Source organism: Vibrio sp. CDRSL-10 TSBA (assembly GCA_039696685.1).
GTDB lineage: Bacteria > Pseudomonadota > Gammaproteobacteria > Enterobacterales > Vibrionaceae > Vibrio.
Genome location: CP155566.1, coordinates 2,432,165 through 2,456,516 on the forward strand (window position 1 = coordinate 2,432,165; position 24,352 = coordinate 2,456,516).

Genomic DNA, 24,352 nt, shown 5'->3' on the forward strand with positions numbered 1-24,352 from the left:
ATGTTTAATGAATACTCAAAAAATATCGCCAGCCATCCGCGTAATGTAGCAAATGTAAAACGTAAGGTGCCGTTTGGCACTTTACTTGCCGCATTACTGGTCTCTGCCCTGGCTGTTAAGACACTCCATCTGATAGCGACGAACCCGAATTTCGACTGGCCTACCGTTTTCCAGTATCTGTTTAACCCATCGATCATCAGCGGACTGGAAATGAGTCTGGCCCTGACCGTGGTCGGTATGATCATCGGTATCGTGATTGGCCTGTTTCTGGCAATTGCCAAGATATCGCGCAATCCGGTGCTGCAAGCGATAGCCTCCGGCTATATCTGGGTCTTTCGTGGTACGCCGCTGCTGGTGCAACTTCTGCTGTGGTATAACCTCTCCAGCCTGTTTCCGCAAATTAGTCTCAGCATTCCCTTCGGTCCGGATCTCGCGGTCTGGAAAACCAATGACTTAATTACTCCGCTGACCGCCGCGATTGCCGGCCTGGCATTAAATGAAGCCGCTTACATGGCGGAAATCATTCGTGGCGGTCTGATCTCAGTTGATGACAAACAGTTTGAAACCGCGCACTCATTCGGCATGTCACGCGCCAGAGTCTACCGCCGAATAATCATTCCTCAGGCGATGAAGTCTATCGTACCGCCCACCAGCAACCAGTTGATTAACATGGTTAAAGCCACCTCTATGGTCAGCATGATTGCCATGGGCGACCTGCTGTATGAAGTGCAAAACATCTACAACAGCAACTTTAAAGTCATTCCGCTGCTGATGGTGGCTGTGCTCTGGTATCTGCTAATCACTTCAGTACTCAGCGTGGTGCAAAGCAGTGTGGAAAACTACTACAACAAGTCTGACCGCTACGGCGATAAAACGTCCTGGCTAGCGGCTCTGTTCGGTAATGTAAAAAAAGAGAAGCCCCTGGCAGTCAAAGGAGTCGCCCATGAGTAATCCGGTCATTGAAGCACGGGATGTGCATAAAAACTTTGGCGATCTGGAAGTGCTGAAAGGCATTAACCTCGATGTGCAGCAAGGCGAAGTGGTGGTCATCCTTGGTCCGTCCGGCTCGGGTAAATCAACCTTCCTGCGCTGCATCAACCAGCTGGAGATGATGGACAGCGGCTATATCACGGTCAGTGAAGAGCAGATAGGTTACACCCTGAAAAATGGTCAACTGCATCAGGCCTCCACCAAGCAGATTGCCCGACAGCGGGAAAAAATTGCCATGGTGTTCCAGCAGTTTAATCTCTATCCGCATATGACGGTGCTGGAGAACATTATCGAAGCACCGGTCGGGGTTCATAAACACCCGAAGCAGGAAGCCATCAGCTACGCACGTGAACTGCTGCGCAAAGTGGGTCTGGCCGATAAAGAGAGTCACTATCCCGGTCAGTTGTCCGGTGGTCAGCAGCAACGCGTTTCTATTGCCCGGGCGCTGGCCATTAAACCTGACGTGATTTTGTTTGATGAACCAACCTCGGCACTCGACCCGGAGCTGGTCGGTGAAGTGCTGGAAACCATGCGTTTCTCTCGCCGATCAGGGACTAACCATGATTGTCGTGACCCATGAAATCGGCTTTGCCAAAGAAGCGGCGGATAAAGTGATGTTTATGGATGGTGGTGTGGTGGTCGAAGAAGGACCGCCGAGCGAAGTCATACTCAATCCACGCGAGGAACGCACTCAAAGTTTCCTGGCCCGATTTATCTGATCCTACCCGGCCGGCTGTTTTACCGGCCGGCCTTTCTTTCAATATCATTGTTGTTAATTGCTACATAAGCATATATTCACACCCCTGATTCATCGTTACTTCATAAAACTTGCTCATCTTAAGGATGTATTAAGAAACCAGCGCTAGCATGCCCTTAATGCAAAGTGTTGTGGTAAACATCTGGAGAGCAAGTCATGATGCAACTGGTCGGCGATATCCCTAAACTCAGGCTCAAAAATGAGCTGCGTAAATTTGACCGTGTGCGTAAAAACAAGATGGCCCATAGCGCGAATATGTTGCTGTCCGCCCTTGGCAACAAACGCCATTGCCAGTCACAGTTACTGCCTGTCAGCGAAGTGAAAGACATTATCATAGTGCGCAGTAATGATCGGGTCGGTAATACGGTATTCCTCATCCCGTTTATTCGTCAGGTACAACAGATCTATCCGGACGCCAAGATAACCTTACTGCTCAACAAGCCTTGGCAGCAGCAGATGTTCGAGCATCTCGGCATCGATCATTTTGAATTTGCCCGCTTATCAAAATCGAGCCTGCTACCCTGCCTGAGCTCCCTCAGGAAGCTGCGCGGTAAAGTGTTTGATCTGTGCTTATCACCGAGTGTGTCCGCTCAGTCCTCTGTCTTATCGGCCCTGCTCAGCGCGCGGAATAAAATCTCCTACAGCAGTAAATACGATCATGCATTTACCCATACCTACCCGCGTCGTCACCACCATAACCATGCGGCGCTGTGTAACCTGAGTCTGCTGGCTCAGGTTCATCACTCGAACGTCGCTAGCCGCCAGGCCTTCAGCCATCAACTGGCGATCAGCGCTGACGAGTGCCAGCAAGGGAGAGAGGCAAAAGAGCAATTAACTACGGAGCAAGGCTTGCTGGTTGCCTTTTTCCGCGGCGCCCGCGGTGATAAAAAACTGAGTGAAAGCCAGTGGGTACAGATTCTGAACCAGATTGAGCTCAGCACGGATCAGCCTGTCAACTGGGTTGAGATTATGGGACCGGAAATTGAAGCGCCGCTGTTTGCGGGTTCACTGACGTACCGCAGTAACAGCCTGCGTGAGCTGGCCTGTTTCCTGCGCCATAGCGACGGATTCGTCAGCTGTGACACCGGGCCGTTGCACCTGGCCGATGCGGCGGGTGCGAAATGTATTGGTCTCTATACCCATACCGATCTCTCCGTTTACGGTTTGCTGGGCGAGCATTGCCTGCAACTCACTGATACAGAGCAGCTTGACCGTGCTGCCATTGCCCGCTGCCTCGAAGCAAAGTAGCACTCACGGCGGGTTAACGTGTTAAATCGCCCACGTGTAAATACAAAAGCCGCTCAGATGAGCGGCTTGCCTTTAGCATTGCGTGCTGTTAGCTGATGCTCATCATCACGATTGGCTTTGCACCAGGTTTAATGCTTGTTCGTCTGCGGTAAACAGGCGTTTAGCCTGATAGGCGATCGCCATCACCACCAGCCAGACCGGCAACAGATACACCGACAGGCGCATCCCCGGCGTCAGGTACATCACCACCAAAATGCCACATAAAAAGATCAGACATACCCAGTTAGTAAACGGGTAACCCCAGGCAGGAAAGCGGGTTTTCTCACGCTGCTTAATTTTGTGCAGCTTAAACTTCATATGAGTCACGGTGATAATGATCCAGTTCAGGATCAAAGCCGACACCACCAGCGCCATTAAGAAGCCAAAGGCATCTTCCGGCATCAGATAGTTAATTACCACACTCATTCCGGTTGAAAATGCCGACACCGCCAACGCCAGCAAAGGTACGCCGCGTTTATTGACTTTGAGCAGCGCTTTCGGCGCATTGTTCTGTTTGGCCAGACCAAACAGCATGCGGCTGTTGGAGTAAACGCAACTGTTGTACACCGACAGCGCCGCAGTGAGAATAATCACATTGAGCGCGCTGGCCACCCATTCACTGTTCAGGGCGTGGAAAATCATCACAAACGGGCTGCCCCCTTCTGCCACTTTTTGCCATGGATAAAGTGACAGCAAGACCACCAATGAGCCCATGTAAAAAATCAGAATACGGTAGATCACCTGATTGGTTGCCTGAGGAATACTTTTCTCCGGATTTTCCGCTTCCGCGGCGGTAATGCCGATCAGCTCCAGGCCGCCAAACGAGAACATGATTGCCGCCATCGCCATCGCGACGCCACCCCAGCCGTTGGGCATAAATCCGCCTTGAGTCCACAAGTTAGTGATGCTGGACTCCGGACCTCCATAGTCGGTGGTCAGCAAGAAACACGCCAAACGCGATCATCGCCAGAATCGCCATCACTTTGATGATCGAAAACCAGAACTCCAGCTCGCCGAACATCTTCACATTGGTCATGTTGATGAGGTTAATCAGCACAAAAAATACCAGCGCCGACACCCAGCCGGGTAAATCAGGCCACCAGTACTGAGCGTAGATACCAATCGCGGTCAGTTCCGCCATGCCCACCAGGATGTACAACACCCAGTAATTCCAGCCCGACATAAAACCGGCAAAATTACCCCAGTAACTCTTGGCAAAATGGCTGAAGGTCCCAGCGACCGGCTCTTCGACCACCATTTCTCCCAGCTGACGCATAATCAAAAACGCTATAAAGCCAGCCATTGCATAACCAAGCAATACCGCAGGCCCTGCACTCTGAATCGTTTGTGCGATCCCTAAAAACAGCCCGGTACCTATCGCGCCACCCAGAGCAATTAACTGAATATGGCGGTTTTTCAGGCCACGTTGCAGATGCTCAGGTTGTGAGTGTCCTTTCATAATTCTTCCCTAAAACTTGCTAACGATATGACGTCCATTCAGCGTCGTGCTGAAACGTTATTTAAATCTCAACCAAGGGCGAAGAGGCAAATCCTGTGCCAGCAAGCGTGATTCTCAAGTAGTCGCCCTGACGGTGAGTTGGTACACTCGAGCTCATGCACCGATAACAGCAACCGCTAACAGGGACACACAATGGTCAACACACTGGACGACTACGATGTCAAAATACTGCAACTACTGCAGGAGAACGGACGCCTAACAAATCAAGAGCTTAGCGACATCATCGGCCTTTCTGCCTCGCAATGCTCACGGCGCCGGATCAGTCTGGAAAACCAGCAACTGATCCTCGGCTATCACGCCCGTATCTCACCTCAGGCGTTAAAACAGGACATGATCGCCATGATTGAGATTAAACTGCTGAATCATGAACAGGAAAAAACACTTAACTTTCTGAATTTTATAAATAATGAGCCATCGATTATCGATGCATTTAAAACCACAGGTGATGCTGATTATCTGGTCAAAAGCCTGGTCTCAGACCTGGATACGCTTAACGCACTAATTAACCGTATTTTCACCACCAAACTGATTTCCCATATCAAAACCTCGGTGGTGCTGGAACGGGTCAAAGAGCACGGTAACGTCATTTCCCAATGAAGACCCTGCACCAAGATAGGCATCCTGGCGCGCATCTGGTGCAATAAACCGGCATAAAATGCACAAGTTGAGCTAAAATTGATTAGTTATTGCATGAATATTTCATTGTGCTATTAATAACGCACAATTCACGCATTTAGCTCAACATTAACATTAGGGATGATTACGATGTCGGGAGTCGCTGTCGCAAACACACATCATAAGTGGTTTGAAGATGCCATGGCGCTGGTGATGGGCACCAGCCTGGTCGCCTTTGGGGTACTATTTTTAAAGCAAGTCGGTATGGTCACCGGTGGCACCGCAGGCCTGTCGCTGTTTCTCAGTTACCATTATCATCTGGAGTTTGGCACCATCTTTTTCCTGGTTAACCTGCCATTCTACTATCTGGCTCTGCGCCGCATGGGTTGGCTGTTTCTGCCTGAAAACCTTTACTGCAGTTGGTCTGGTATCCTTTATCACCAATACCCAAAGCCATTTCATTCAGATCAGCAACCTCAATCCGGTTTATGCGGCGATTTTTGGTGGCTTTTTATTCGGGACCGGATTTATTATCCTGTTCCGCCACAAAGCCAGCCTGGGCGGCTTCAATATTCTCGCCTTATATGTGCAGGACAGATTTGGCCTGCGAGCCGGTTGGCTGCTGATGGGGATTGACCTGATCATCATGTTAGTGTCATTGTCCGTGGTCGGACTGTATGAGTTGGCGCTGTCTGTCGTTTGCGGCGTGGTGCTCAACCTGATCATCGCGCTTAACCATCGCTCAGATCGTTACCAAGTATAAAAAAATTAAGGAGAAACACTGTGCTTAACCATGTCACAGCATACGCCGGAGACCCTATCCTGTCTCTGATGGAAAAATTTATGGCGGATGACCGATCTGACAAAGTCAATCTGAGTATTGGTTTGTACTACGACCAAAATGGCAAAATCCCGACCCTGAAATCGGTGGCCGCTTCTCAGGTACAGCTGCAACAAGCCGAGGCCGAGCCATGTGTTTATCTGCCAATGGAAGGCCTGGCGCCATACCGTGCAGGTGTACAAAACCTGGTGTTCGGCGCTAACCATCCGGCGCTGGCTGAGCAGCGCGTAGCGACAATTCAGTCGCTCGGCGGTTCAGGTGCATTGATGATCGGTGCGGATTTCCTGCATTACTACTTCCCTAAATCCACCGTCTGGGTCAGCAACCCGACCTGGGAAAACCACAACGCGATTTTTGCTGGCGCCGGTTTCCAGGTTGATTTTTACCCTTACTTCGATCCGCAGAGCAAAATGCTGGATTTCGACGGCATCATCGCGGCTTTAAGTCAGCTGCCAGCTCAGGACATTGTCCTGTTGCACCCTTGCTGTCATAACCCGACCGGTGTTGATCTGACCAACGAGCAGTGGGACCAGGTGATTGAAGTGATTAAGCGTAACCAGCTAATCCCATTCTTTGATATGGCTTATCAGGGATACGGTGACACCATGGCCGATGACGCTTACGTGATCCGTAAAATTGCCCTTGAGCCTAATGTAGTCAGCTTTGTGTCCAACTCATTCTCGAAGATTTTCTCTCTGTATGGTGAGCGGGTCGGCGGTTTATCAGTGGTGTGTAACGACAGCGAAGAAGCCTCACGTGTTTTGGGCCAGTTGAAGGCAACCGTACGTCGTAACTACTCAAGCCCGGCTAAATATGGCGCGAAAGTGGTATCAAATGTGCTGAACACGCAGCAACTGAACGACCTTTGGTTGAGCGAAGTGGAAGAGATGCGCAGCCGTATTCTCACCATGCGTGAAACCCTGCACAAGACTTTGCAGCAGCTTTGTCCGCACAAAGACTTCAGCTTCCTGGTGAAACAGAAAGGCATGTTCAGCTACACTGGTTTCAGCGCCGAGCAAGTGGATACCCTTCGTGAAGAAACACGGCATCTACCTGATCAGCAGCGGCCGCATGTGTCTGGCCGGACTGAATGAAAGCAATGTGGCTAAAGTGGCCGCGGCTTTTGCTGCTCTGTGATACAACCCAATTAGCAAGCCGGTACTTCGGTTTGCCAGCCTGACTGCGCTGCCTGACAGCGCAGTCCCTGTCTCTTTCTCTCTCTACCGCCAGTCCGCCAGCAGATAAAACCATATTAATCTATAACCCGACCAGCGCCTTTATTGGCAGGAAAATACCTTTCCTTAGGTTATTTAAATCACTTCTTTTATTGGTTATCTAAATATTTTCAACTCTGTTTAAATCCATTTTTATTTAATGGGTACTCTCTATTACTTACGCTCATCCCATTAACCGCACACTCAATATCCGCCTCACTGACGGTGTCAATACGCTGATGCCAAGCTATTGCCGCGAATAATTTATAGGGCTAATAAGTCTTGTTAATTAATAGTAATAAAAGCAGTGAATTAGTTGAGGGGCTATTTTAACTATGCTTAACTAAATTATTATCACTGGGTCTTTTACATTCCTGGTGTCACCACTTTTTCACATCGACACGTAAATATATTGGCTAAGCTAATATATGGTGCATGGTATTCGGCGCATCATTTCAGCCACGCATGAAGCGTGCATGACTCATAACAATTATTCGCGCCTCAATTACACGGAGCTTTGATAACAGCATGAAATTACAGATTAACAACCAAACCTATGATGTTGATGTTGCAGAAGATACACCGTTGCTGTGGGTTATACGCGACAACCTTGGCATGACAGGGACCAAATTCGGCTGCGGCCTGGCACAGTGTGGGGCCTGCTCGGTCATGGTCGATGGCCAGGTGATGCGCTCTTGTGTCACACCAGCGGCTGCCGTTGCCGAGCGTGCGATCACAACCATCGAAGCCATTGAACAGGATGATGTCGGCAAACGTGTCGTCGCCGCCTGGACCAAAAACCAGGTCCCGCAATGTGGCTACTGCCAGTCCGGTCAAGTCATGGCCGTTACCTCGCTGTTAAAATCTAACCCTTCGCCGAGTCAGGCCGAGGTTGATGCCATCGTCAGCAACTTATGTCGCTGTGGCACTTACAACGCGATTGATGTCGCGATTGAAGATTTGACCGGAAAACCAGCGGAGAGTAACGCATGAAAAAGACGATAGATGAACAAACTCTGGCTGAGATTAATCAGGACACCCCGGTCAACGTATCACGCCGCCGCTTCTTACTCTCATCGGCGGGTATCGCCGCCGGGGCATTTGTACTGAGCGTGGGCATCCCGCTGCGCCAGGCGCGCGCAGCCAATCCGGAATCGATGGCGGCCGGCACCCGGGTACCGGCATTTTTACGTATCACACCGGATAACCAGATCTACCTGCAAAGCCCCTTTGTTGAGGGCGGACAGGGTATTTTTACAGCCATGGCACAAATCGTCGGTGAAGAACTGGACGCCGAACCGGCCAGCTTCATTGTCGAAAATGCGCCAACCGGCCCGGACTTTCAACTGATGACCAACGGTGCAGGCCGTATTACCGGCGGTAGTATGTCGGTGCGTTTCAGCTATCCGGTGATGCGAAAACTGGGCGCGTTAGCACGTAATATGCTGCTGCAGGCGGCGGCCAAACAGTGGAATGTCAGCATCGAAACGCTGAGCACCGAGCCGGGTAAAGTCATTCACGCCCCGACCGGCCGTTTCACTGACGTACGGCCAACTGGCGCAGACAGCGATGGAAATTTCCGTTCCGGATCCAGACAGCATTGCACTGCGCGATCCAAAAGATTTCCGCTGGATTGGCGAGTCCGTTGATCGTCTCGACGTATATATGAAATCAACCGGTAAAGCCGACTTTTCAATCGATATGCAGGTTGACGGCATGCTGCATGCGGCTGTTCAGCATGCTCCGCGCCTCGGTATGACTGTCGGTGAAATCCTCAACCTGGAGCAAGTCAAAGCCATGCGCGGCGTGCACTCAGTACACACGCTGGAAGGTGCTGTTGCTGTGGTGGCTTCGCACTGGTGGGACGCCAAACGCGCCGTGGAAGGAGCTCAGGTTAAGTGGCTGGAGCCACAAGGCGAAGAAAAAAACAACCTGCGCCACATGCCAGCTGATTTCTCGACCCAGGACTTTAACGACCTGCTGGCCAACCGAACAGAAAGTGGTCTGGATGCAGAAACCAAAGGTAACGCAGCGCAAGTTCTGGCTCAGGCCGAGGATGATAACCTGCTCAGTGCCACCTACCGCACCCAGTATGTTCACCATGCCCAGCTGGAGCCGCCATCTGCTCTGGCTCGTTTTAATCAGAATGGCACCCTGGATATCTGGCTGCCTAACCAGGCCCCGGACATGTTCCTGAGCGATATCGCCAAACGTACCGGCCTGGCGGAAGAGAAAATCAATCTCCACTCTTCAATGCTGGGCGGCTTTTTTGGCCGTCACTTCCTCTATGCGGGCGGCAGCCCTTACCCACAGGCGATTGAACTGGCTAAAGCGGTCGGCCAGCCGGTCAAACTGATCTGGAGCCGCGAAGAAGAGTTTCCTGCGCGATCCGATGCGTCCGATGGCCGCGGTGAGACTGCGTGCGGCGATTGAAAACAACCAGCCGCAAGCACTGGAAATCGTCTCTTCCACCGAAGGACCGACCGACGGTATTGCCGGCCATACCAAGGGTAAAGTCGACCCGACAGCTGTCGAAGGACTGACCGGTAAAGAGTACGCGATACCTAACGTGCGTGTCGGTTACGATTATGTCAAAAACCCGGCCACGCTGGCTTACTGGCGCTCAGTGGGTAACTCGATGAACGATTTCGTTTACGAATGCTTTTTTGACGAAATCGCCGACAAAACCGGCACAGATCCATACCAGATGCGTAAGCAGCTGCTTAAAGACAATGCCCGCCTCTCCCATCTGCTCGACACCGTAGTCGAGGCATCCGGGGGCTGGAAACGTGGTCCTTATACCGCCGAGGACGGCACAACGCGCGCGCGCGGGATTGCCATGGCATCGCCATTTGGTTCTCATGCCGCAGCGATTGCCGAAGTCTCTATCGAAAACGGTCAGGTTCGGGTGCACCAAGTGTGGGAAGCTCTGGATCCGGGTTCAGTCGTCAATCCGGCCATCGTCGAGGCCCAGGTTAAGTCTGCGGTTGCTCTGGGGGTTTCCCAGGTTCTGTTTGAAGAAGCCGTTTACAAAGACGGTAAACCAACGGCACGCAACTACGACATGTACCCTATTTTACGTCGTAACCAGATGCCACAAGTTCACGTCAGCATTGTCGAAAGCGGTGAGAAGATGGGCGGGGTCGGTGAACCAGGGCTACCAGCCGTGCCACCATCCGTGATCAATGCCGTGTCGCAGTTACTCGGCCGACGTATCCGCAGCATGCCGTTGTCCAGCGTCTCTCTGGACGCCTGAAGATCGGTTTCTAAGCACTGACTTTCCTGACCCATGACGGGTCATATTCTGGTCCGCCCGGCTCTTTGCCACACGTGCAGAGCCGGGCTCAGACAGACAAAAAGAAAGAGGATTTTGTGAAAAAATCAACCACTACACTGGCGGTGATCGTTGCCCTGGCCGCAATCACCGGCTGGTTTGTTACCCGAACACCCGAATCAGCCTTCGATACGACTCAAAGCAGCCAACCTCCCTCTGCTGAACTGATTGCCCGTGGTGAATACGTCGCCCACCTCAGCGATTGTGTTGCCTGTCACACCGTACCGGGTAAACCAGCCTACAGCGGTGGCCTGGCGATGGGCACCCCCATCGGCGCTATTTACACCACCAATATTACGCCGGACAAAGAGACCGGTATCGGCAACTACTCACTGGCTGAGTTTGATCGTGCAGTACGCCACGGCGTCGCTAAAGAGGGTGAGCGTCTCTATCCGGCGATGCCTTATCCGTCCTACGTCAAAATGCCGGACGCTGATATTGAAGCCTTGTACGCCTACTTCATGAATGAGGTCAAACCGGTTAAACAGCAAAATCACAGCTCAGATATTCCATGGCCGCTCAACATGCGCTGGCCGCTGGCGCTGTGGAGCGCAATGTTCACCGAACCGGGCGTCTATCAGGCCAAAAGCAGTGAAGATGAACAGTGGAACCGCGGGGCGTATCTGGTGCAAGGTCCGGGGCACTGCGGAAGTTGTCATACCCCACGTGGCCTGGCGATGCAGGAGAAAGCTCTGGATGAGAGCAGCAACCAGTATCTGGCCGGTGCCACACTGGATGGCTGGTATGCGCCGAGCCTGCGAAACGACCCGAATGCAGGGCTGGGACGCTGGAACGAAAATGATATCTACCAGTTTCCTGAAGAATGGCCGCAATCAGCATGCGGTGGTTTATGGCTCAATGACGGATGCCTTCAATAACTCAACTCAGTTTATGAGTGATGAAGACCTGTTTGCCATCGCCCATTACCTCAAATCCCTGCCGGGTAACCCGGTGCAGGTATTTATATGACCCGCTGCAGCGCCTGTCACGGTGATGACGGTATGGGCCAAAGTCCGTGGATTCCGCCTCTGGCCGGTGCAACCTCGATGCTGGTCAGCGATGATTCGTCAGCGGTTAACGTGACATTAAACGGCTCCGGCCGTGCGGTGGCTCATGGCGTCCCGGATGCTTACCGGATGCCGCCTTTCCGCCAGCAATTGTCGGATAAAGAAATTGCCGAGGTACTGTCGTTTGTGCGCAGCGCCTGGGGCAACCACGGCACCACGGTGAAAACTGAAGACGTCAAAGCGATGCGCCATGACACCGATCCGGCCAGCAGCGAAGTGATTATCCTGCAGATGCGCTGATAAGTGCCTTACTCAATCAGGCTGCACGCAGCTATAGATAAAAAGGGGGGAATACCGTTTGGTATTCTCCCCTTTCCTGTCCCGGGTCTGCGCTTGGCAAAAATAACGGCTCACAGATGATTGATATCTTCTGCATTGCCCTGAATATAGCTGCCCAAGTGCGTGCTGAAACGGCGCTGGCGGGTCCATTCAATCAAGGGGCCATGCAGCTCCGCCGGATAGACCCGCAAGGTTGGCAGTGTTGCGATAGGCACCCATTCCACCGACTGAATCACTGCTTCATCATTGAGTCCTTTCAGGTTGTCCGTATTGGGCGTGCCCTGATAACGGTCAATCGCATAGAAAAATTCAGCGTGGTAGCGTTTGGGGTCATGCTCAAGGAACTCACGCACACAAATCAGTTCACCGACCTCAACCTCAATCCCCGCTTCCTCACGAAATTCACGCTGCACACACGCTTTGGTGCTGCGGTCTCCCTCTTCAAACCCACCACCGGGCGGGATCCAGTACTCACCGGTAAAGTCGTGAATTTTCACCAGCAGCACCGCATCATTATCAATCAAAATACCGGCACCACGAATACGATGTTGCATAGTTACTCCTTGTAGCGGTCAAATGCGGCTTTAAACAGTTGCAGATGAATTGGCACCAGGGTCTGATGATCACTGCGGTAACCACCGCCGACCACACACGCCATCGGCAGGCGCCGCTCGCGCGCCAGCTCCATCATAAAGCAGTCACGCTGATAGATCGCCGCCGTCGAGACATTAAGGTAGCCCAGTTCATCGTCCTGATGAATATCGATGCCGGCATCGTAAATAATCAGATCCGGCTGATGCAGATTGACCGCCATGGTGACGACAGAGACAAAGTGGCTAAGAAATTCATCATCACCAGCTTCACGGCTTAAGGCGACATCAAGATCAGACTCCGGCTTGCGAGCCGGGAAGTTTTTATCACAGTGAAAAGATAAGGTAATGATGTCGTCACGCCCGGCGCACAAGGTCGCGGTGCCGTCGCCATGATGCACATCACTGTCAACAATCAGAACTTTGTCGACCCCCTCGAGCTGCAAGGCGCGATGCGCCGCCAGCACCAGATCGTTATACAGACAGAATCCGCTGCCAAAATCATGGTGCGCATGGTGATAGCCACCACTGAGATGAATCGCCAGACCATGCTGCAGCGCCAGTTGTGCGGTCAGCGTGGTTCCGCCTGCCGAAGTCAGGGTGCGCTCAATCAGCGCCTCACTCCAGGGAAAACCGATACGACGCATTTTCGCCGCCGGCAAACAGCCCGTCGCCAGTGCCTGAACGTACTCAGCATCATGGACCTGGAGAATATCATCCAAGGTCAGCGCCTGGGGCGCAAAAAACTCAAACGCGGCTAACCAGTCAGGTGCTTGTTGCTGCAGCGCCTCATACAATAAACGATATTTATTGATCGGATAACGATGCCCTGCCGGCAGCGGCAGTTGCGAATAGATGGGGTGATAAATCAGCGGAATCATGTCCACGCCCGACAAATAATCAATAACCGGATGGTAACAGTTTGCCGCCTCGCTTCACAACATCTCTGCTCGGGCACCTTAGCCGCGCGCCAGCCACCAGCCGGCAATGCTCAGCATCATAGGAATCGTCACCAGAGACGCAGCGGTCGCCACCAGCTGCGCTGTGGCGCAAAAAGAACGCCGCGCATACACTTCACCGACAACCGCATAAATGCTGAACATCGGCACCGCCGTGATAACCACCAGAGTCATGGTCAGTGCGGTTTGTCCCGGCAACAACCAGGACATCAGCAGCAGTGCCACCAGAGGATGCACCACCAGCTTGACCGATACCGTGGTCAGCAACGGCCACCAGCGGGTCTCTTTAATCGCGATCGTAGCCAGTGAACCGCCAATCACAAACAGCGCTACTGATACCGCAGACGGTGCCAGCAGGGTCAGCGTCTGATTGACAACATCCGGAAGCGGTATGGCCAGGATATTACCCGCAACACCGAGTACAATCGAAATCAGCAGCGGGTTTCTTACTGGTACGTTTTAGTACACCCATTATCCGTGAGCGTAAGCCGCTTTGACTGCTGGTTGCATGAAAGTCCATTAAAATAAAACAGACGGGTAAGATACACAGATTTTCGATGATCAACGCCATGGCAAAACCACTCACCGGCGGTGAGTCCATCAGCTGTAACATCACCGGATAACCGATAAATGCACTATTAGGCACGACCATGCCGGTCATCATCAGCGCGCTGTCGAGCCCGCCCTGCTGCATACCACGTCGTAACAGATAGAAACCCGCCACCATCACCGATAAGGACGTCAGCAGATAAGCCAGCAGATAGCGGGGATTAAACAGTTCGCTCAGCGGCAGTTCCATCAGAGTTTTTATGATCACCGCCGGTAATGCCAGATACATAACATAACGTCCCATTTCCGCCACCGCGCCGGCAGAGATTAATCCGCGCCGCACACACAGGTAGCCGAGAAAAATAATCACAAAGATGGGAAACACGACGGATAACACGTTCAAGATAGACTTCCTTATAATTCAACAACAAAAAGGGCGATACCCAGCGGCATCACCCTTTCCCCTTCACCAGCGGCTGACAGATATCACAGCTTAGTTGCGACGCTGTTGCCGAGCCTGTGCAGCAAGACGGATATGGGCGTTCGGTTCACCGTACCCCTGATAATTCACCCGCTGCACCACTTCAAAGAACACACCAAAGTGCTCTGTGGTATAGAAGTGGAAGAAGTGCCCTTCCTCATTCTGGTCATACAGAATGTGGTACTCCTGCATCAGGGCCAGTAACTCGCTATCAAGCTGGAAGCGCGCTTCCAGATCACGATAGTAGTTAGCCGGGATAGGCAGGATACAATCGCGGGATACTTGCTGTACTGTCGCAAAAATATCGTCACAATTAAAGGCAATTTGTTGCACACCTGCACCTTGTGCCTGATTAACAAAACGCTGCGCGGAAGAATTACGCGCTGACGAAGTATTAAATGGCATGCGGATATTGCCAGCCGGACTCTTGGCCACACGACTGGTCACCAGTCCGTTAATATCCGTCATGTCCTGACTTGGCTCGATGTCAAAGCCGAACAGGGCTTTAAAGAAGAAGGTAGCCGACAACATGTCGGTATCGAGCACTGTCTGTCCGACGTGATCAAACTCACGCAACCCGGCTCCCGCGTGGGCATGGTTAGGATCGCTGACCGGAACAAAGTCGATATCATAGAATTCCGGTACCGACTGGCTGTCGACAAAGTAAATCAGCTGATCACCGACGCCCTTGATGGCCGGAATGTTCAGCTCCCCCGGGCCAGCCTGATTATTAAAGCGGGCACAGTCATAGTGCTTGGTGCGTTTGATCATCTGTGCCACGCTGCTGGTACCAAAGCCCAACGCACATACCGACACCCCATGGGAAAGAAAATAATGGTGCGCCTGACTTTGTGGCTCATAATTGAGCACCAGATTAATCTTACCCTGACGCATCAGATCTACTTTTTTAGAACGGTGGCGATGCGTGATGGCGAAACCGAGTTGCTGCAACAGCTTAACCAGCTTCTGGCCATCTTCACCCTCGATGGCAAATTCGATAAAGGCCAGTGAATCTATAGTCGGCTCCGGCACTTCCGGCTCCTTGAGCTGCTCACCAAGCCAGATCAGTGAACGCATACCATCAGTCGCTTTTTCGCTCGCCAGCGAAGCTCGGAACTCATCGTTAAAGATCTCATGGGAGATATAGTCACGATAACCCTTCTCTTTAAGACACTGCATAAATTCGATAATTGGCATATCGCCCTGCCCCGGGAAGCAGCGGAAATGGCGGCTGAAATTGAGCACATCCATCTGCAGGCTTGGTGCATCCGCCAGTTGAACCAGAGCGATTTTATCGGCCGTGATCTCATTGCGCATGGTATCGAGGGTATTATTACGCGCGTACATATGAAAGGTATCCAGCACGATACCCAAGTTGCGGTGATCCGCCTGCTTAACGATATCCCACGCCTGATCGTAGTCATGTACATAGCGTCCCCAGGCCAGCGCTTCGTAGCCGATTCGGAAATTCTCCCGCGCAGCCAGCTCTGCCAGCTGATGCAAATCGGCCGCTGCTCGCGCCGGGTCATCAATCACATGCGGCGACACGTTCGAGCACACCATCAGACGTGACGTGCCCAGTTCATGCATCAGTTCGAACTTTTTCTGGGCCTGATAAAAGTTCTGTTTGCGTATCGCCTCCGGCATCGCTTCAAAATTACGAAACGGCTGTAAGGCAATAATTTCCAGACCAAGACTTTCTGCCAACTGACGTACCTGACGCGGTGACAGATCGGACTGGGTCAAATCGTTTTCAAAAATTTCCACACCGTCAAAACCGGCGTTGGCTGCCGCATGCAGTTTGTCGACCAGCGATCCGGAGATACTGACGGTTGCAATACCTGTTTTCATACTCTTGTCCTTGTTTGTGCTTTACCGCGCATTAACCGCGGTAAAGTTACTCCACACTGATTTCACCGCTGAGCAGCTGACTGTCGACCGGGCGCTGGGAAAACCACTCGTAGGCATCGACTCCCTGGTGTATAAACAGCTCAAAGCCACTGATCACACTCATATTTGCCTCGCGGGCCAGACAAATAAACTCGGTTGCAACCGGCGTATACACTGCGTCAAAAACCCAGCGCTGGCCCTGCACCTGCTCTGCGCTGAACGATGCGCCCGGCGTGGTGTAGTGGCCAACCGGGGTGGCATTGACCAGACCATCACAATTGAGTGCACATGCCGTCACTTCATCAGCGGTAAGCGCGCTGCACGCCACACCGGCCTGCTGCAGATCGCCAACCAGCGCCCGCAGGCTGACTGCGTTTTCATCAAAGATGTACAGGTGTTCCACTTCGAGCATACCCAGACCAAAGGCGATCGCGCGTCCGACACCACCGGCGCCTTTCATCAGCACTTTGCCTGGCTTGAGATCTGAACACTCTTTTTGATAGGCACGCACAAAACCGCTGCAATCGGTGTTGGTGCCACTCAGCTCTTCACCGTCAATGATCAGCGTATTAAGGGCCCCCAGCCCGGCACTGGTCTTAAATTTATTCGCCACGATATTCCAGGCCCACACCTTATAAGGGTGGGTGACGTTAACACCGCGATAGCCACGCTGTTTGAGATCCTTGAGTAATTCATACAAGGCCTGCTCGTTGTCGAGTTTGCAGTCAAACAGATCGTAGCTGGTCGCAATATCGAGCTTTTTACCCAGCAATTCATGAAGTTGAGGAGATTTACTTTTTTGAATATGTTGACCAATAAGTCCAAGTTTCATCGGGATTTCCTCTCATTTTGCGGACAACAGGCAGCAGCAAACCGCAGCACAGCCCGATAAGGCTGTGCTGAAGGCTGTCTCTGTTATCTCTTGTTATTGTTTTGCGAACGTTTTGCGCTGCGCGCAGTTGTGCTTAATCTTTTTCCACACCGGGGTCTGCGACAGATAGATCAGGGCGATCACCACCGCCAGCACGGTTGAGATCGGACTGGTAAAAATGCCCTGGATAAAGGACAGAATATTGTCCTGCTCGGACAACATCGCCCGGCGCCAGTTCTGATCCATCAGATCGCTCAGGATCACACCCAAAATAACCGGCGCTATCGGGTAGTTATACTGACGCATAAAATAGCCCAGCACACCGAACGCCATCATCCACCACACATCGGTGATCGAGTTGTTGATCGCGTAAGCCCCCACTACTGACAGCACCACGATAAGGGGCATCAGGATCCCTTTCGGACAACTGACCATCTTGCTGAACACCTTGATTCCGGTCAGACCAAACACCAGTACGCACAAGTTAGCCAGCGTCAGGTTACCGACGGTAAACCAGAAGATACTCGGGTTTCTCGACCAGCAGCAGCGGGCCCGGATTAAGGCCGTGAATAAACAGCGCGCCGATAAATACCGCCGTTACCGCATCACCCGGAATCCCCAGCGTCAGCATCGGAATGTAGGCTCCGCCTACCGCTGCATTATTGGCCGCTTCCGGTGCCACCAGACCCTCTTTTGCGCCCTGGCCGAACGGCACTTCCGGATTCTTGGTGGTGCGTTTAGCATAGTCGTAAGCCATCAGGGAGGCGATATCACCACCGGTGCCCGGCAGCGCGCCAACCACAACCCCCATCAGCGAGGACTTAATACTCAGTGGCAGGTAACGGCGGACATCCATCCAACCCGGAATGATTTTGGTCAGCTTCTGTTTGATGACCGCTTTGTCAATGTTGTGCAGCTGGCTGAGCACTTCAGACAGACCAAACATACCGATCATGACGGCAATCGGGTTGATGCCATCCCACAGTTCGACCACACCGAAGGTAAAACGCTCTTCCGCTGTCAGCGGATCGAGGCCGACCGTACCGATCAGGATACCGATCGCGCCGGTAAACATCCCTTTGGCAAAACTACCTTCGGATAGTGAGCTGATCAGCATGATGCCAAGCATACCTATCATCAGATAGTCACGCGGCTGGAACTGAATCGCAAATGTACTCACTACCGGCGCGGCAAACGACAGGACCAGAATCCCGACAAAGCCACCCACAACCGACATGATCGTGGTCAGGCCGATTGCACGCCCGGCTTCGCCTTTTTCAGCCAGCGGATACCCATCGATTGCGGTAGCGATGGCCGATGGCGAGCCCGGAATGTTAAGCAGAATAGCGGTTCGTGAGCCGCCATATACACCGCCCATGTAAACACCGACCATCAGACACAAGGCGTTATTCAGATCCCAGGGGAAAGTAAACGAAATCAGGATCGATACAGCCATAGTGACGGACAAACCGGGAATCGCGCCGATGTAGATGCCGAGAAATGTCCCCAGAGCGGTCAGCAAAAACAGGTTCATTGATGTCCATGACATCAGAAAGTAGTTGAGAGATTCCAACATATCAGGCGCCTCCGCTAAATAATGAAGAGAGATAAGACAGCACCTCACCTTCTGGAATCACCCCTTCTGGCAGGATAACCAAAAAGACCAGACGGAAAATAATATAAATGACCACCAGTGCCAGCAGCGCAATGCTGACCGCTTTAACCAAGTTACGCTGATGCAACAGCAGCAGGGTCACGGTCAGAAAAACAAACGTGGTAATCACAAAGCCGATGCTTTCCAGACAAAAAGCAAACAGGCCAATCAGCACCAGCATGATCACTACATTAGTCGGTACAATCTGCTGCAGAAAAGCACGTAACGCAGAGGGAACCGGCGTTTTTTTCAGCGTATCGAATACCGTGATAGACGAGAACACCAGCATGATCGCCGCTGCACTCATCGGAAACGCGCCAGGTGAACTCAACGCATGGGAGTCGGAAATGAAAAAGGCCTGATACAACAAGCCAGCACTCAGTAATACCATCAGCACACTGAATACCAATTCTCCCGGTTTTCTGGATTTAACCTCCATGGTCAATCTCCTCACTCACATATTATTATGGGTGCACGAATACAGGCACGCCGTGTATGCCTGCATTCGCTACCTCATTATTGACTGACTTTTTTGATGTTAAATTTTTCCGGAGAGAATTTGGCAATGCCGGAATCGTAAGCAATCCAGGAGGCCACTGAGCGGAAACGTTCTACATAATCACCCGCTTCCTGACCAGACAGACCCAGATAGTTAAAACCGCGCTGCTCCATCAAGTTTCTTGAACTCAGCGCTGCTGGCGGAATGATTGAATGCCGCAGACAATTTGCTCACCACATCATCCGGTGTGCCTTTTTTGACGAAAATACCAAAGAAGGAGTTATAAGGCAGCTGTGAGGCCAGTTTCGGATAGTAGTCCGTCACCGGTTTAACGTCCGGAAAGTGAGCATTCGGCTCTTTGTCCATCAGACCAATCACTTTCATCTGACCGGCGCGAATGTACTCTTTGGCCGGGCCGTATGCAGTCGGCATCACATCAATTGCGTTACCCAGAATGGCGGTCATACCCGGGCCGTCACCGTTATACGGGATCTCAGTCACTTCAAATGGTTCAGCGCTTTTCAGAATCGCCAGCAAGACCGAAGGCAGGCCACCCGGTCCGGTTGAACCCAGTTTGATCTCTTTCGGATGGGCTTTGGCGTATTCGATAAACTCGTGCAGGTTGTCGTATGGAGCATCATTGCGCGCCACAATGATTGAAATCCCCTGCGCCAGAACCGAAATCGGCACCATGTCGCTGTAATCGAGTTTGCCCAACCCCATGACTTTGGCCATTTGGGTCGGCTCAGCGCCCATCAGCAGAGTGTAACCGTCAGCACCACGGGCATTAACGTATTTGGTCGCAATCGCACCGGCACCGCCGCTGCGGTTGGTCAGAATGATATCGGTACCCAGTTGCTTTTCTGCATCCGGCGTAACCGAACGCATGATGCTGTCAGTAGCTCCGCCGGCGCCCCACTGAATAATGCCCTGGATGTTTTTGGTCGGATAATCGGCAGCCATCGCCAGTGATGAACTCATCATCATCATGCTTACAGCCAGGCGTTTGAGGTAAGTCTGTTTCATGTTCTGGTCCTGTTGTTATGTTATTTCACGTCGTAGGAATAATTATTCAAGTAGTAGTAACCCGGCACCGGTATTAGAAATCGGCACGTGGTAATTACTGTGCAGCACCGTCAGTTGCGGATTAAGTACACCACGCATACCAAGCCACATGTTGAGTTTCCGGACCCTGAGAACCAGCTTGTTCAACCAGATCACGTACAGACAGTTTGGTTAACGCTTCTGGTTCGCTGACAATTTTGTCCATGCAGTAGAGGTCAAACTCTTTATTAATGAATCCGGCGCGCTCACCATCCAGTTGATGGGACAGACCACCAGTACCCAGCACAACCACCTTGAGATCCTGATCAAAACTGCGTACCGCATCGCCGATCGCTTTACCCAGGTCATAACAACGTTTTGGTGATGGCATCGGATGCTGTTCGATATTGATACACACAGGGATCACTTTGATATGGTCGTATTTATAACCCGGCCACATCAGTTGCATCGGAATGGTCAGACCGTGGTCGACTTTCATTTCCTGGCAAATGGTGATGTCAAATTCGTGGTCCACCAGTTCATTACAAATATGCCATGCCAGCTCAGATTCGCCTTTAATGGTCGGAATCGGTTTAATCCCCCAGCCTTCATCGGCATTGTGGTACTCTTCTGCCACACCAATCGCAAACGTCGGTTTGCGGTCGATAAAAAATTCCAGGCCATGGTCGTTGTAGAAAATAATCGCCACATCCGGTTGCTTTTCACTCAGCCACTCACGCACCGGTGGGTAAGCATCAAAGAATGGTTTCCAGTACGGAGTCTGCTCTAGCCCCTGATCAATCGCTTTACCAATCGCCGGAATGTGTGAAGTGGTAATGCCGCCTAAAATTTGTGCCATCTGCTTATCTCCCTGCATCGACCAGTTTCTGTTTAAACGCTTCCAGTGACATACCGGTTTGCAATGCACCGATATCCTGCATGTTCATCCCCAGTGCGCCGGCAAATTTCGCCAGATAATAGATGTTGCCGCCCAGCTCAATCATGCGCAGCACATCGCGATCGCGTACTGCCTGCTTCTGCTCTTCGCTCATGTTGAAACGGTCGCAATAAGCCATCTCATCGGCAAAAAATGCTTCGCGCGCTGAGGCTTCGTTGAGGGAGAAACACATTTTGTTCAGGCCATAACCTTTGCGTGCCATGTTGCCGTCGAAAAACGTGGTACCAAAAATAGGAACTTCATTTTTTACGTAAGCCATCCTTGCTTCTCCTTTATTGCCAGTAAAGTTTCATCGGATTATCGACCAGCAGTGTCTGCTGCAACTCCGCTGTCGGCGCGATAAGAGGAATCACATCAACCAGGTGGCCGTCATCAGGTACATGCGATTTCATATTCGGATGCGGCCAGTCAGTGCCCCACAGCACCTGATTAGGAAAACGTTCCACCAGATGTTTGGCAAACGGCACCACGTCACTGTAATCCGGCGCGGTCTGAGTCAGGCGCTCCGGACAGCTGACCTTGGTCCAGATTTGCGGATTATCAGCCAGTAACTTGGCAAATTTTTGGAAGTCAGGATGGTCGACGCCGAGAGCAACATCGGGACGGCCCATATGATCGATAACGATCTGGGTATCGAGTTCGAGCAAGAACGGGGCGATATCGTCAAAATCCTGCGCTTCGAAATAGACCACAATATGCCAGCCCAAAGGACGAATCTTTTGCGCGATATTGAGGAATACTTCTTTTGGTGTCGCATCGACCAGACGTTTGACGAAGTTAAAACGCACACCTCGCACGCCCAGATCGTGCATCTGCTGCAGCTCTTGCTCGCTGATGTCCGGTGAGACGACCGCCACACCGCGCGCTAAATCACCCGCGGTTTGCAAGGCATCCAGCAACGCCGCGTTATCCGTGCCATGACACGAAGCCTGCACGATCACATTACGGGCAAAGCCGAGGCGGTCACGCAGTGCGAACAATTGATGTTTCGATGCATCACACGGGGTGTATTTACGCTTGGGCGAGTAAGGAAACTGCTCTGCCGGACCAAAAACATGGCAGTGGGCATCCACCGCACCAGCGGGTGCAATGTAAGTAGGCTTGCTCGGGTCGGGATGAAAAGGTAAGTAATCTTTATCCATCTTATCGTCCTTGTTATTGTAATCTTTCTAGTTATGTTTCACGTTTCAGTCGTCTTAGCGACCAAATACTACGCCGTCGAACAGCTTGCGTGCCGTACGCAAAATCGCGGCGCTTTTTACGTTATCTTGTTGGTCTAAACTGACCACAACACTTAATTCACCGGTTGGATGCTCAACGGTGAGGGTCATACGCTGCGCTTTCTCCAATCGTGCCAACTTGCTAGCCGGTGAGTGTGGCAACAGGCAGGCTGTCGCTACACTCACCGCCCCCAGCACACCAATGGCGTCATGGCAGCGATGAGGAATGAAAGTGCGGGTATTGATCGCGCCCTGTTGTGGTGCACTGACAATACTCAATTTCGGCACCGAGAGTTCAGTGACATCTCCCAAATTCATCATCGGTCCGGCTTTAAGTCGCAGTTGTTCGAGTTGCAGCCGCAGTTCCTGATTATTTTCCAGATCTTGCGGGCTTTCTGAGCCAGATAAGCCCAGCTCGTCTGCTGCAATCACCACCACCGGCATGCCGTTATCAATCAGAGTGACATGCAGTCCGTTGATTTCATCCACCTCATTTCCGGTTGGCAACAAGGCTCCACAACTGGAACCGGCCGTATCCTGAAACTCAATCTCAATCGCGCTGGCCGTCCCCGGTACACCATCGATACAGGATGACCCACGGTAAGTTACCTGACGTTGCGGAGTCGGCACACGACAAATTGCGATTTGTCCGGTGTTTTCCATAAACACAGTGACTTCGGTCACCAATTCAGCGGCATCAACTAACCCATGCTCAATCGCAAAAGGCCCGACGCCGGCCAGAATGTTGCCGCAGTTTCTGCTTGTCTGTGACCAGCGGTTGATCGACAAACACCTGCAGAAACAGATAATCGACATCCACCCCCGGACGCTGGGAAGCCTTGATGACCGCCACCTTGGAGGTCAGCGGATTGGCTCCTCCCATACCGTCAATTTGCTTGAGGTCAGGCGAACCCATCATTTGCAGCAAAAAAGCGTCACGCTGTGCCACGTCAGCCGGCAGATCCGATGCCAGGAAATAGCCCCCTTTCGATGTGCCGCCACGCATCCACATGCACGGTGCTGAGAAAGGCTGCTCAGACATATTTCAGGCCTTCTTTTTCCAGACGCTCGCGCATCTCATAGATATCCAGGCCCAGTTCACCGTTGGCAAGACGCACGCGTTTAACCTCTTCCCGCTCCTCGCGGGCACGCGCTTCACTCAGAACCCAGGCGGCCTCTTCGCGGCGCACCACACACACGCCATCATCATCGGCAACAATCACATCGCCCGGGTTAACGACTTCATCGGCACAAACCACAGGGACATTAACGGAGCCCAGAGTGGACTTGATGGTGCCCTGAGCAAAAATATGCTTAGACCAGACCGGGAAATTCATCTCTTTCAGTGTGCGCACATCACGTACACCACCATCAATAATTAATCCGACCACACCGCGTGATTGGGCAGATGTTGCAAGCAGGTCACCAAAAAAGCCGTGATTTGACGGCGAGGTTGGCGCAAACACCAAAATATCACCGGCCTGAGCCTGTTCCATCGCGACATGCATCATCCAGTTATCACCAGCCGCACCCGAAATGGTCAGGGCCGAACCAGCCACCGCCACATCGCTGTAAATAGGACGCATATAATCAGCCAGCAAACCTTTCCGACCCTGCGCCTCATGCACGGTGGCCACACCACACTGCGCCAGACCTTGTACAATTTCAGGATCGACGCGTTCAATGTTCTGTACTACTACATGGTTCTGTACTACTACGTGATTACTCATCTTT

At 52.0% G+C, this 24,352-nt stretch carries 29 protein-coding genes and 2 pseudogenes; 12 read left to right on the forward strand and 19 right to left on the reverse strand.

Annotated features, from left to right (window positions below; translation table 11 throughout):
* The 3 genes and pseudogenes from ABDK09_18815 (at position 1) to ABDK09_18825 (ending at position 2,995) form a co-directional block, all read left to right on the forward strand.
* Positions 1-951 carry an amino acid ABC transporter permease gene (locus tag ABDK09_18815; GenBank protein ID XAW88987.1) on the forward strand — a complete coding sequence of 317 codons (951 nt, stop codon included), beginning with the start codon at positions 1-3 and terminating at the stop codon, positions 949-951.
* Positions 944-1,709: pseudogene (locus ABDK09_18820) on the forward strand (amino acid ABC transporter ATP-binding protein). Before ABDK09_18815 ends, ABDK09_18820 begins: the two are co-directional and overlap by 8 nt.
* 194 nt (positions 1,710-1,903) lie before the next feature.
* Positions 1,904-2,995 (forward strand): glycosyltransferase family 9 protein, encoded by a 1,092-nt coding sequence (locus ABDK09_18825; GenBank protein XAW88988.1) that lies wholly within the window; start codon positions 1,904-1,906, stop codon positions 2,993-2,995.
* 105 nt (positions 2,996-3,100) lie between these two features.
* Here the strand turns inward: ABDK09_18825 and ABDK09_18830 are convergent, their stop codons facing one another.
* The gene (locus ABDK09_18830) at positions 3,101-3,910 is read right to left on the reverse strand and encodes an amino acid permease (protein XAW88989.1); all 810 of its coding nucleotides are present in this window, start codon (positions 3,908-3,910) and stop codon (positions 3,101-3,103) included.
* A gap of 22 nt (positions 3,911-3,932) precedes the next feature.
* A complete protein-coding gene (locus ABDK09_18835; GenBank protein ID XAW88990.1) occupies positions 3,933-4,493 on the reverse strand; it encodes an amino acid permease in 561 nt (186 codons plus the stop codon).
* A gap of 192 nt (positions 4,494-4,685) precedes the next feature.
* Between ABDK09_18835 and ABDK09_18840 the strand changes: the two genes are divergently transcribed.
* From ABDK09_18840 to ABDK09_18880, 9 genes and pseudogenes are all read left to right on the forward strand, one after another.
* Positions 4,686-5,150 (forward strand): Lrp/AsnC family transcriptional regulator, encoded by a 465-nt coding sequence (locus ABDK09_18840; GenBank protein XAW88991.1) that lies wholly within the window; start codon positions 4,686-4,688, stop codon positions 5,148-5,150.
* A gap of 168 nt (positions 5,151-5,318) precedes the next feature.
* A pseudogene (locus tag ABDK09_18845) lies at positions 5,319-5,931 on the forward strand (YitT family protein).
* Positions 5,932-5,951: 20 nt separating this feature from the next.
* Positions 5,952-7,103, forward strand: coding sequence for an amino acid aminotransferase (locus tag ABDK09_18850; GenBank protein ID XAW88992.1), 1,152 nt, complete (start codon positions 5,952-5,954; stop codon positions 7,101-7,103).
* Between the two features lie 648 nt (positions 7,104-7,751).
* On the forward strand, positions 7,752-8,216 hold the full coding sequence (locus ABDK09_18855) for a (2Fe-2S)-binding protein (GenBank protein XAW88993.1): 465 nt from the start codon (positions 7,752-7,754) through the stop codon (positions 8,214-8,216).
* Complete coding sequence (locus ABDK09_18860; GenBank protein XAW88994.1) at positions 8,213-8,872, forward strand: molybdopterin cofactor-binding domain-containing protein; 660 nt, start codon at positions 8,213-8,215, stop codon at positions 8,870-8,872. Before ABDK09_18855 ends, ABDK09_18860 begins: the two co-directional genes overlap by 4 nt.
* Entirely contained in the window at positions 8,793-9,656 is an 864-nt protein-coding gene (locus tag ABDK09_18865; GenBank protein XAW88995.1) for a molybdopterin cofactor-binding domain-containing protein, read from the forward strand. Before ABDK09_18860 ends, ABDK09_18865 begins: the two co-directional genes overlap by 80 nt.
* Entirely contained in the window at positions 9,625-10,479 is an 855-nt protein-coding gene (locus ABDK09_18870) for a molybdopterin cofactor-binding domain-containing protein (GenBank protein XAW88996.1), read from the forward strand. Before ABDK09_18865 ends, ABDK09_18870 begins: the two co-directional genes overlap by 32 nt.
* 116 nt (positions 10,480-10,595) lie before the next feature.
* Complete coding sequence (locus tag ABDK09_18875; GenBank protein ID XAW88997.1) at positions 10,596-11,435, forward strand: cytochrome c; 840 nt, start codon at positions 10,596-10,598, stop codon at positions 11,433-11,435.
* Positions 11,436-11,522: 87 nt separating this feature from the next.
* Positions 11,523-11,864 carry a cytochrome c gene (locus ABDK09_18880; protein ID XAW88998.1) on the forward strand — a complete coding sequence of 114 codons (342 nt, stop codon included), beginning with the start codon at positions 11,523-11,525 and terminating at the stop codon, positions 11,862-11,864.
* A gap of 110 nt (positions 11,865-11,974) precedes the next feature.
* Here the strand turns inward: ABDK09_18880 and ABDK09_18885 are convergent, their stop codons facing one another.
* The 17 genes from ABDK09_18885 to ABDK09_18965 all read right to left on the reverse strand — a co-directional run bounded on the left by ABDK09_18885 (position 11,975) and on the right by ABDK09_18965 (position 24,348).
* A complete protein-coding gene (locus ABDK09_18885; protein XAW88999.1) occupies positions 11,975-12,457 on the reverse strand; it encodes an NUDIX domain-containing protein in 483 nt (160 codons plus the stop codon).
* Positions 12,458-12,459: 2 nt separating this feature from the next.
* Positions 12,460-13,374, reverse strand: a complete 915-nt coding sequence (locus tag ABDK09_18890; protein XAW89000.1) for a histone deacetylase — start codon at positions 13,372-13,374, stop codon at positions 12,460-12,462.
* A gap of 78 nt (positions 13,375-13,452) precedes the next feature.
* The gene (locus tag ABDK09_18895; protein ID XAW90778.1) at positions 13,453-13,890 is read right to left on the reverse strand and encodes a hypothetical protein; all 438 of its coding nucleotides are present in this window, start codon (positions 13,888-13,890) and stop codon (positions 13,453-13,455) included.
* Positions 13,856-14,398, reverse strand: coding sequence for an AEC family transporter (locus tag ABDK09_18900; protein ID XAW90779.1), 543 nt, complete (start codon positions 14,396-14,398; stop codon positions 13,856-13,858). The genes ABDK09_18895 and ABDK09_18900 overlap by 35 nt, the downstream gene beginning before the upstream one ends.
* 96 nt (positions 14,399-14,494) lie before the next feature.
* Positions 14,495-16,333 carry a TIM barrel protein gene (locus tag ABDK09_18905; GenBank protein XAW89001.1) on the reverse strand — a complete coding sequence of 613 codons (1,839 nt, stop codon included), beginning with the start codon at positions 16,331-16,333 and terminating at the stop codon, positions 14,495-14,497.
* 46 nt (positions 16,334-16,379) lie between these two features.
* Positions 16,380-17,204: a quinate dehydrogenase gene (locus tag ABDK09_18910; GenBank protein ID XAW89002.1), complete on the reverse strand. Its 825-nt coding sequence runs from the start codon at positions 17,202-17,204 to the stop codon at positions 16,380-16,382.
* Positions 17,205-17,297: 93 nt separating this feature from the next.
* Complete coding sequence (locus ABDK09_18915) at positions 17,298-17,726, reverse strand: tripartite tricarboxylate transporter permease (GenBank protein XAW89003.1); 429 nt, start codon at positions 17,724-17,726, stop codon at positions 17,298-17,300.
* 16 nt (positions 17,727-17,742) lie between these two features.
* Positions 17,743-18,819: a tripartite tricarboxylate transporter permease gene (locus ABDK09_18920; GenBank protein XAW89004.1), complete on the reverse strand. Its 1,077-nt coding sequence runs from the start codon at positions 18,817-18,819 to the stop codon at positions 17,743-17,745.
* Between the two features lies 1 nt (position 18,820).
* Entirely contained in the window at positions 18,821-19,336 is a 516-nt protein-coding gene (locus ABDK09_18925; protein XAW89005.1) for a tripartite tricarboxylate transporter TctB family protein, read from the reverse strand.
* Between the two features lie 77 nt (positions 19,337-19,413).
* Positions 19,414-19,569: a hypothetical protein gene (locus tag ABDK09_18930; GenBank protein XAW89006.1), complete on the reverse strand. Its 156-nt coding sequence runs from the start codon at positions 19,567-19,569 to the stop codon at positions 19,414-19,416.
* The gene (locus tag ABDK09_18935; protein ID XAW89007.1) at positions 19,550-20,422 is read right to left on the reverse strand and encodes a tripartite tricarboxylate transporter substrate binding protein; all 873 of its coding nucleotides are present in this window, start codon (positions 20,420-20,422) and stop codon (positions 19,550-19,552) included. Before ABDK09_18935 ends, ABDK09_18930 begins: the two co-directional genes overlap by 20 nt.
* 121 nt (positions 20,423-20,543) lie before the next feature.
* Complete coding sequence (locus ABDK09_18940) at positions 20,544-21,299, reverse strand: class III extradiol dioxygenase family protein (GenBank protein ID XAW89008.1); 756 nt, start codon at positions 21,297-21,299, stop codon at positions 20,544-20,546.
* Between the two features lie 4 nt (positions 21,300-21,303).
* Positions 21,304-21,657 carry a protocatechuate 4,5-dioxygenase subunit alpha gene (locus ABDK09_18945; GenBank protein XAW89009.1) on the reverse strand — a complete coding sequence of 118 codons (354 nt, stop codon included), beginning with the start codon at positions 21,655-21,657 and terminating at the stop codon, positions 21,304-21,306.
* 13 nt (positions 21,658-21,670) lie between these two features.
* Positions 21,671-22,540 (reverse strand): amidohydrolase family protein, encoded by an 870-nt coding sequence (locus ABDK09_18950; GenBank protein XAW89010.1) that lies wholly within the window; start codon positions 22,538-22,540, stop codon positions 21,671-21,673.
* A gap of 54 nt (positions 22,541-22,594) precedes the next feature.
* The gene (locus tag ABDK09_18955) at positions 22,595-23,434 is read right to left on the reverse strand and encodes a PrpF domain-containing protein (GenBank protein XAW89011.1); all 840 of its coding nucleotides are present in this window, start codon (positions 23,432-23,434) and stop codon (positions 22,595-22,597) included.
* Positions 23,331-23,660: a PrpF domain-containing protein gene (locus ABDK09_18960; protein ID XAW89012.1), complete on the reverse strand. Its 330-nt coding sequence runs from the start codon at positions 23,658-23,660 to the stop codon at positions 23,331-23,333. The genes ABDK09_18955 and ABDK09_18960 overlap by 104 nt, the downstream gene beginning before the upstream one ends.
* Positions 23,653-24,348, reverse strand: coding sequence for a 4-carboxy-4-hydroxy-2-oxoadipate aldolase/oxaloacetate decarboxylase (locus ABDK09_18965; protein ID XAW89013.1), 696 nt, complete (start codon positions 24,346-24,348; stop codon positions 23,653-23,655). Before ABDK09_18965 ends, ABDK09_18960 begins: the two co-directional genes overlap by 8 nt.
* Positions 24,349-24,352 lie beyond the last annotated feature (4 nt).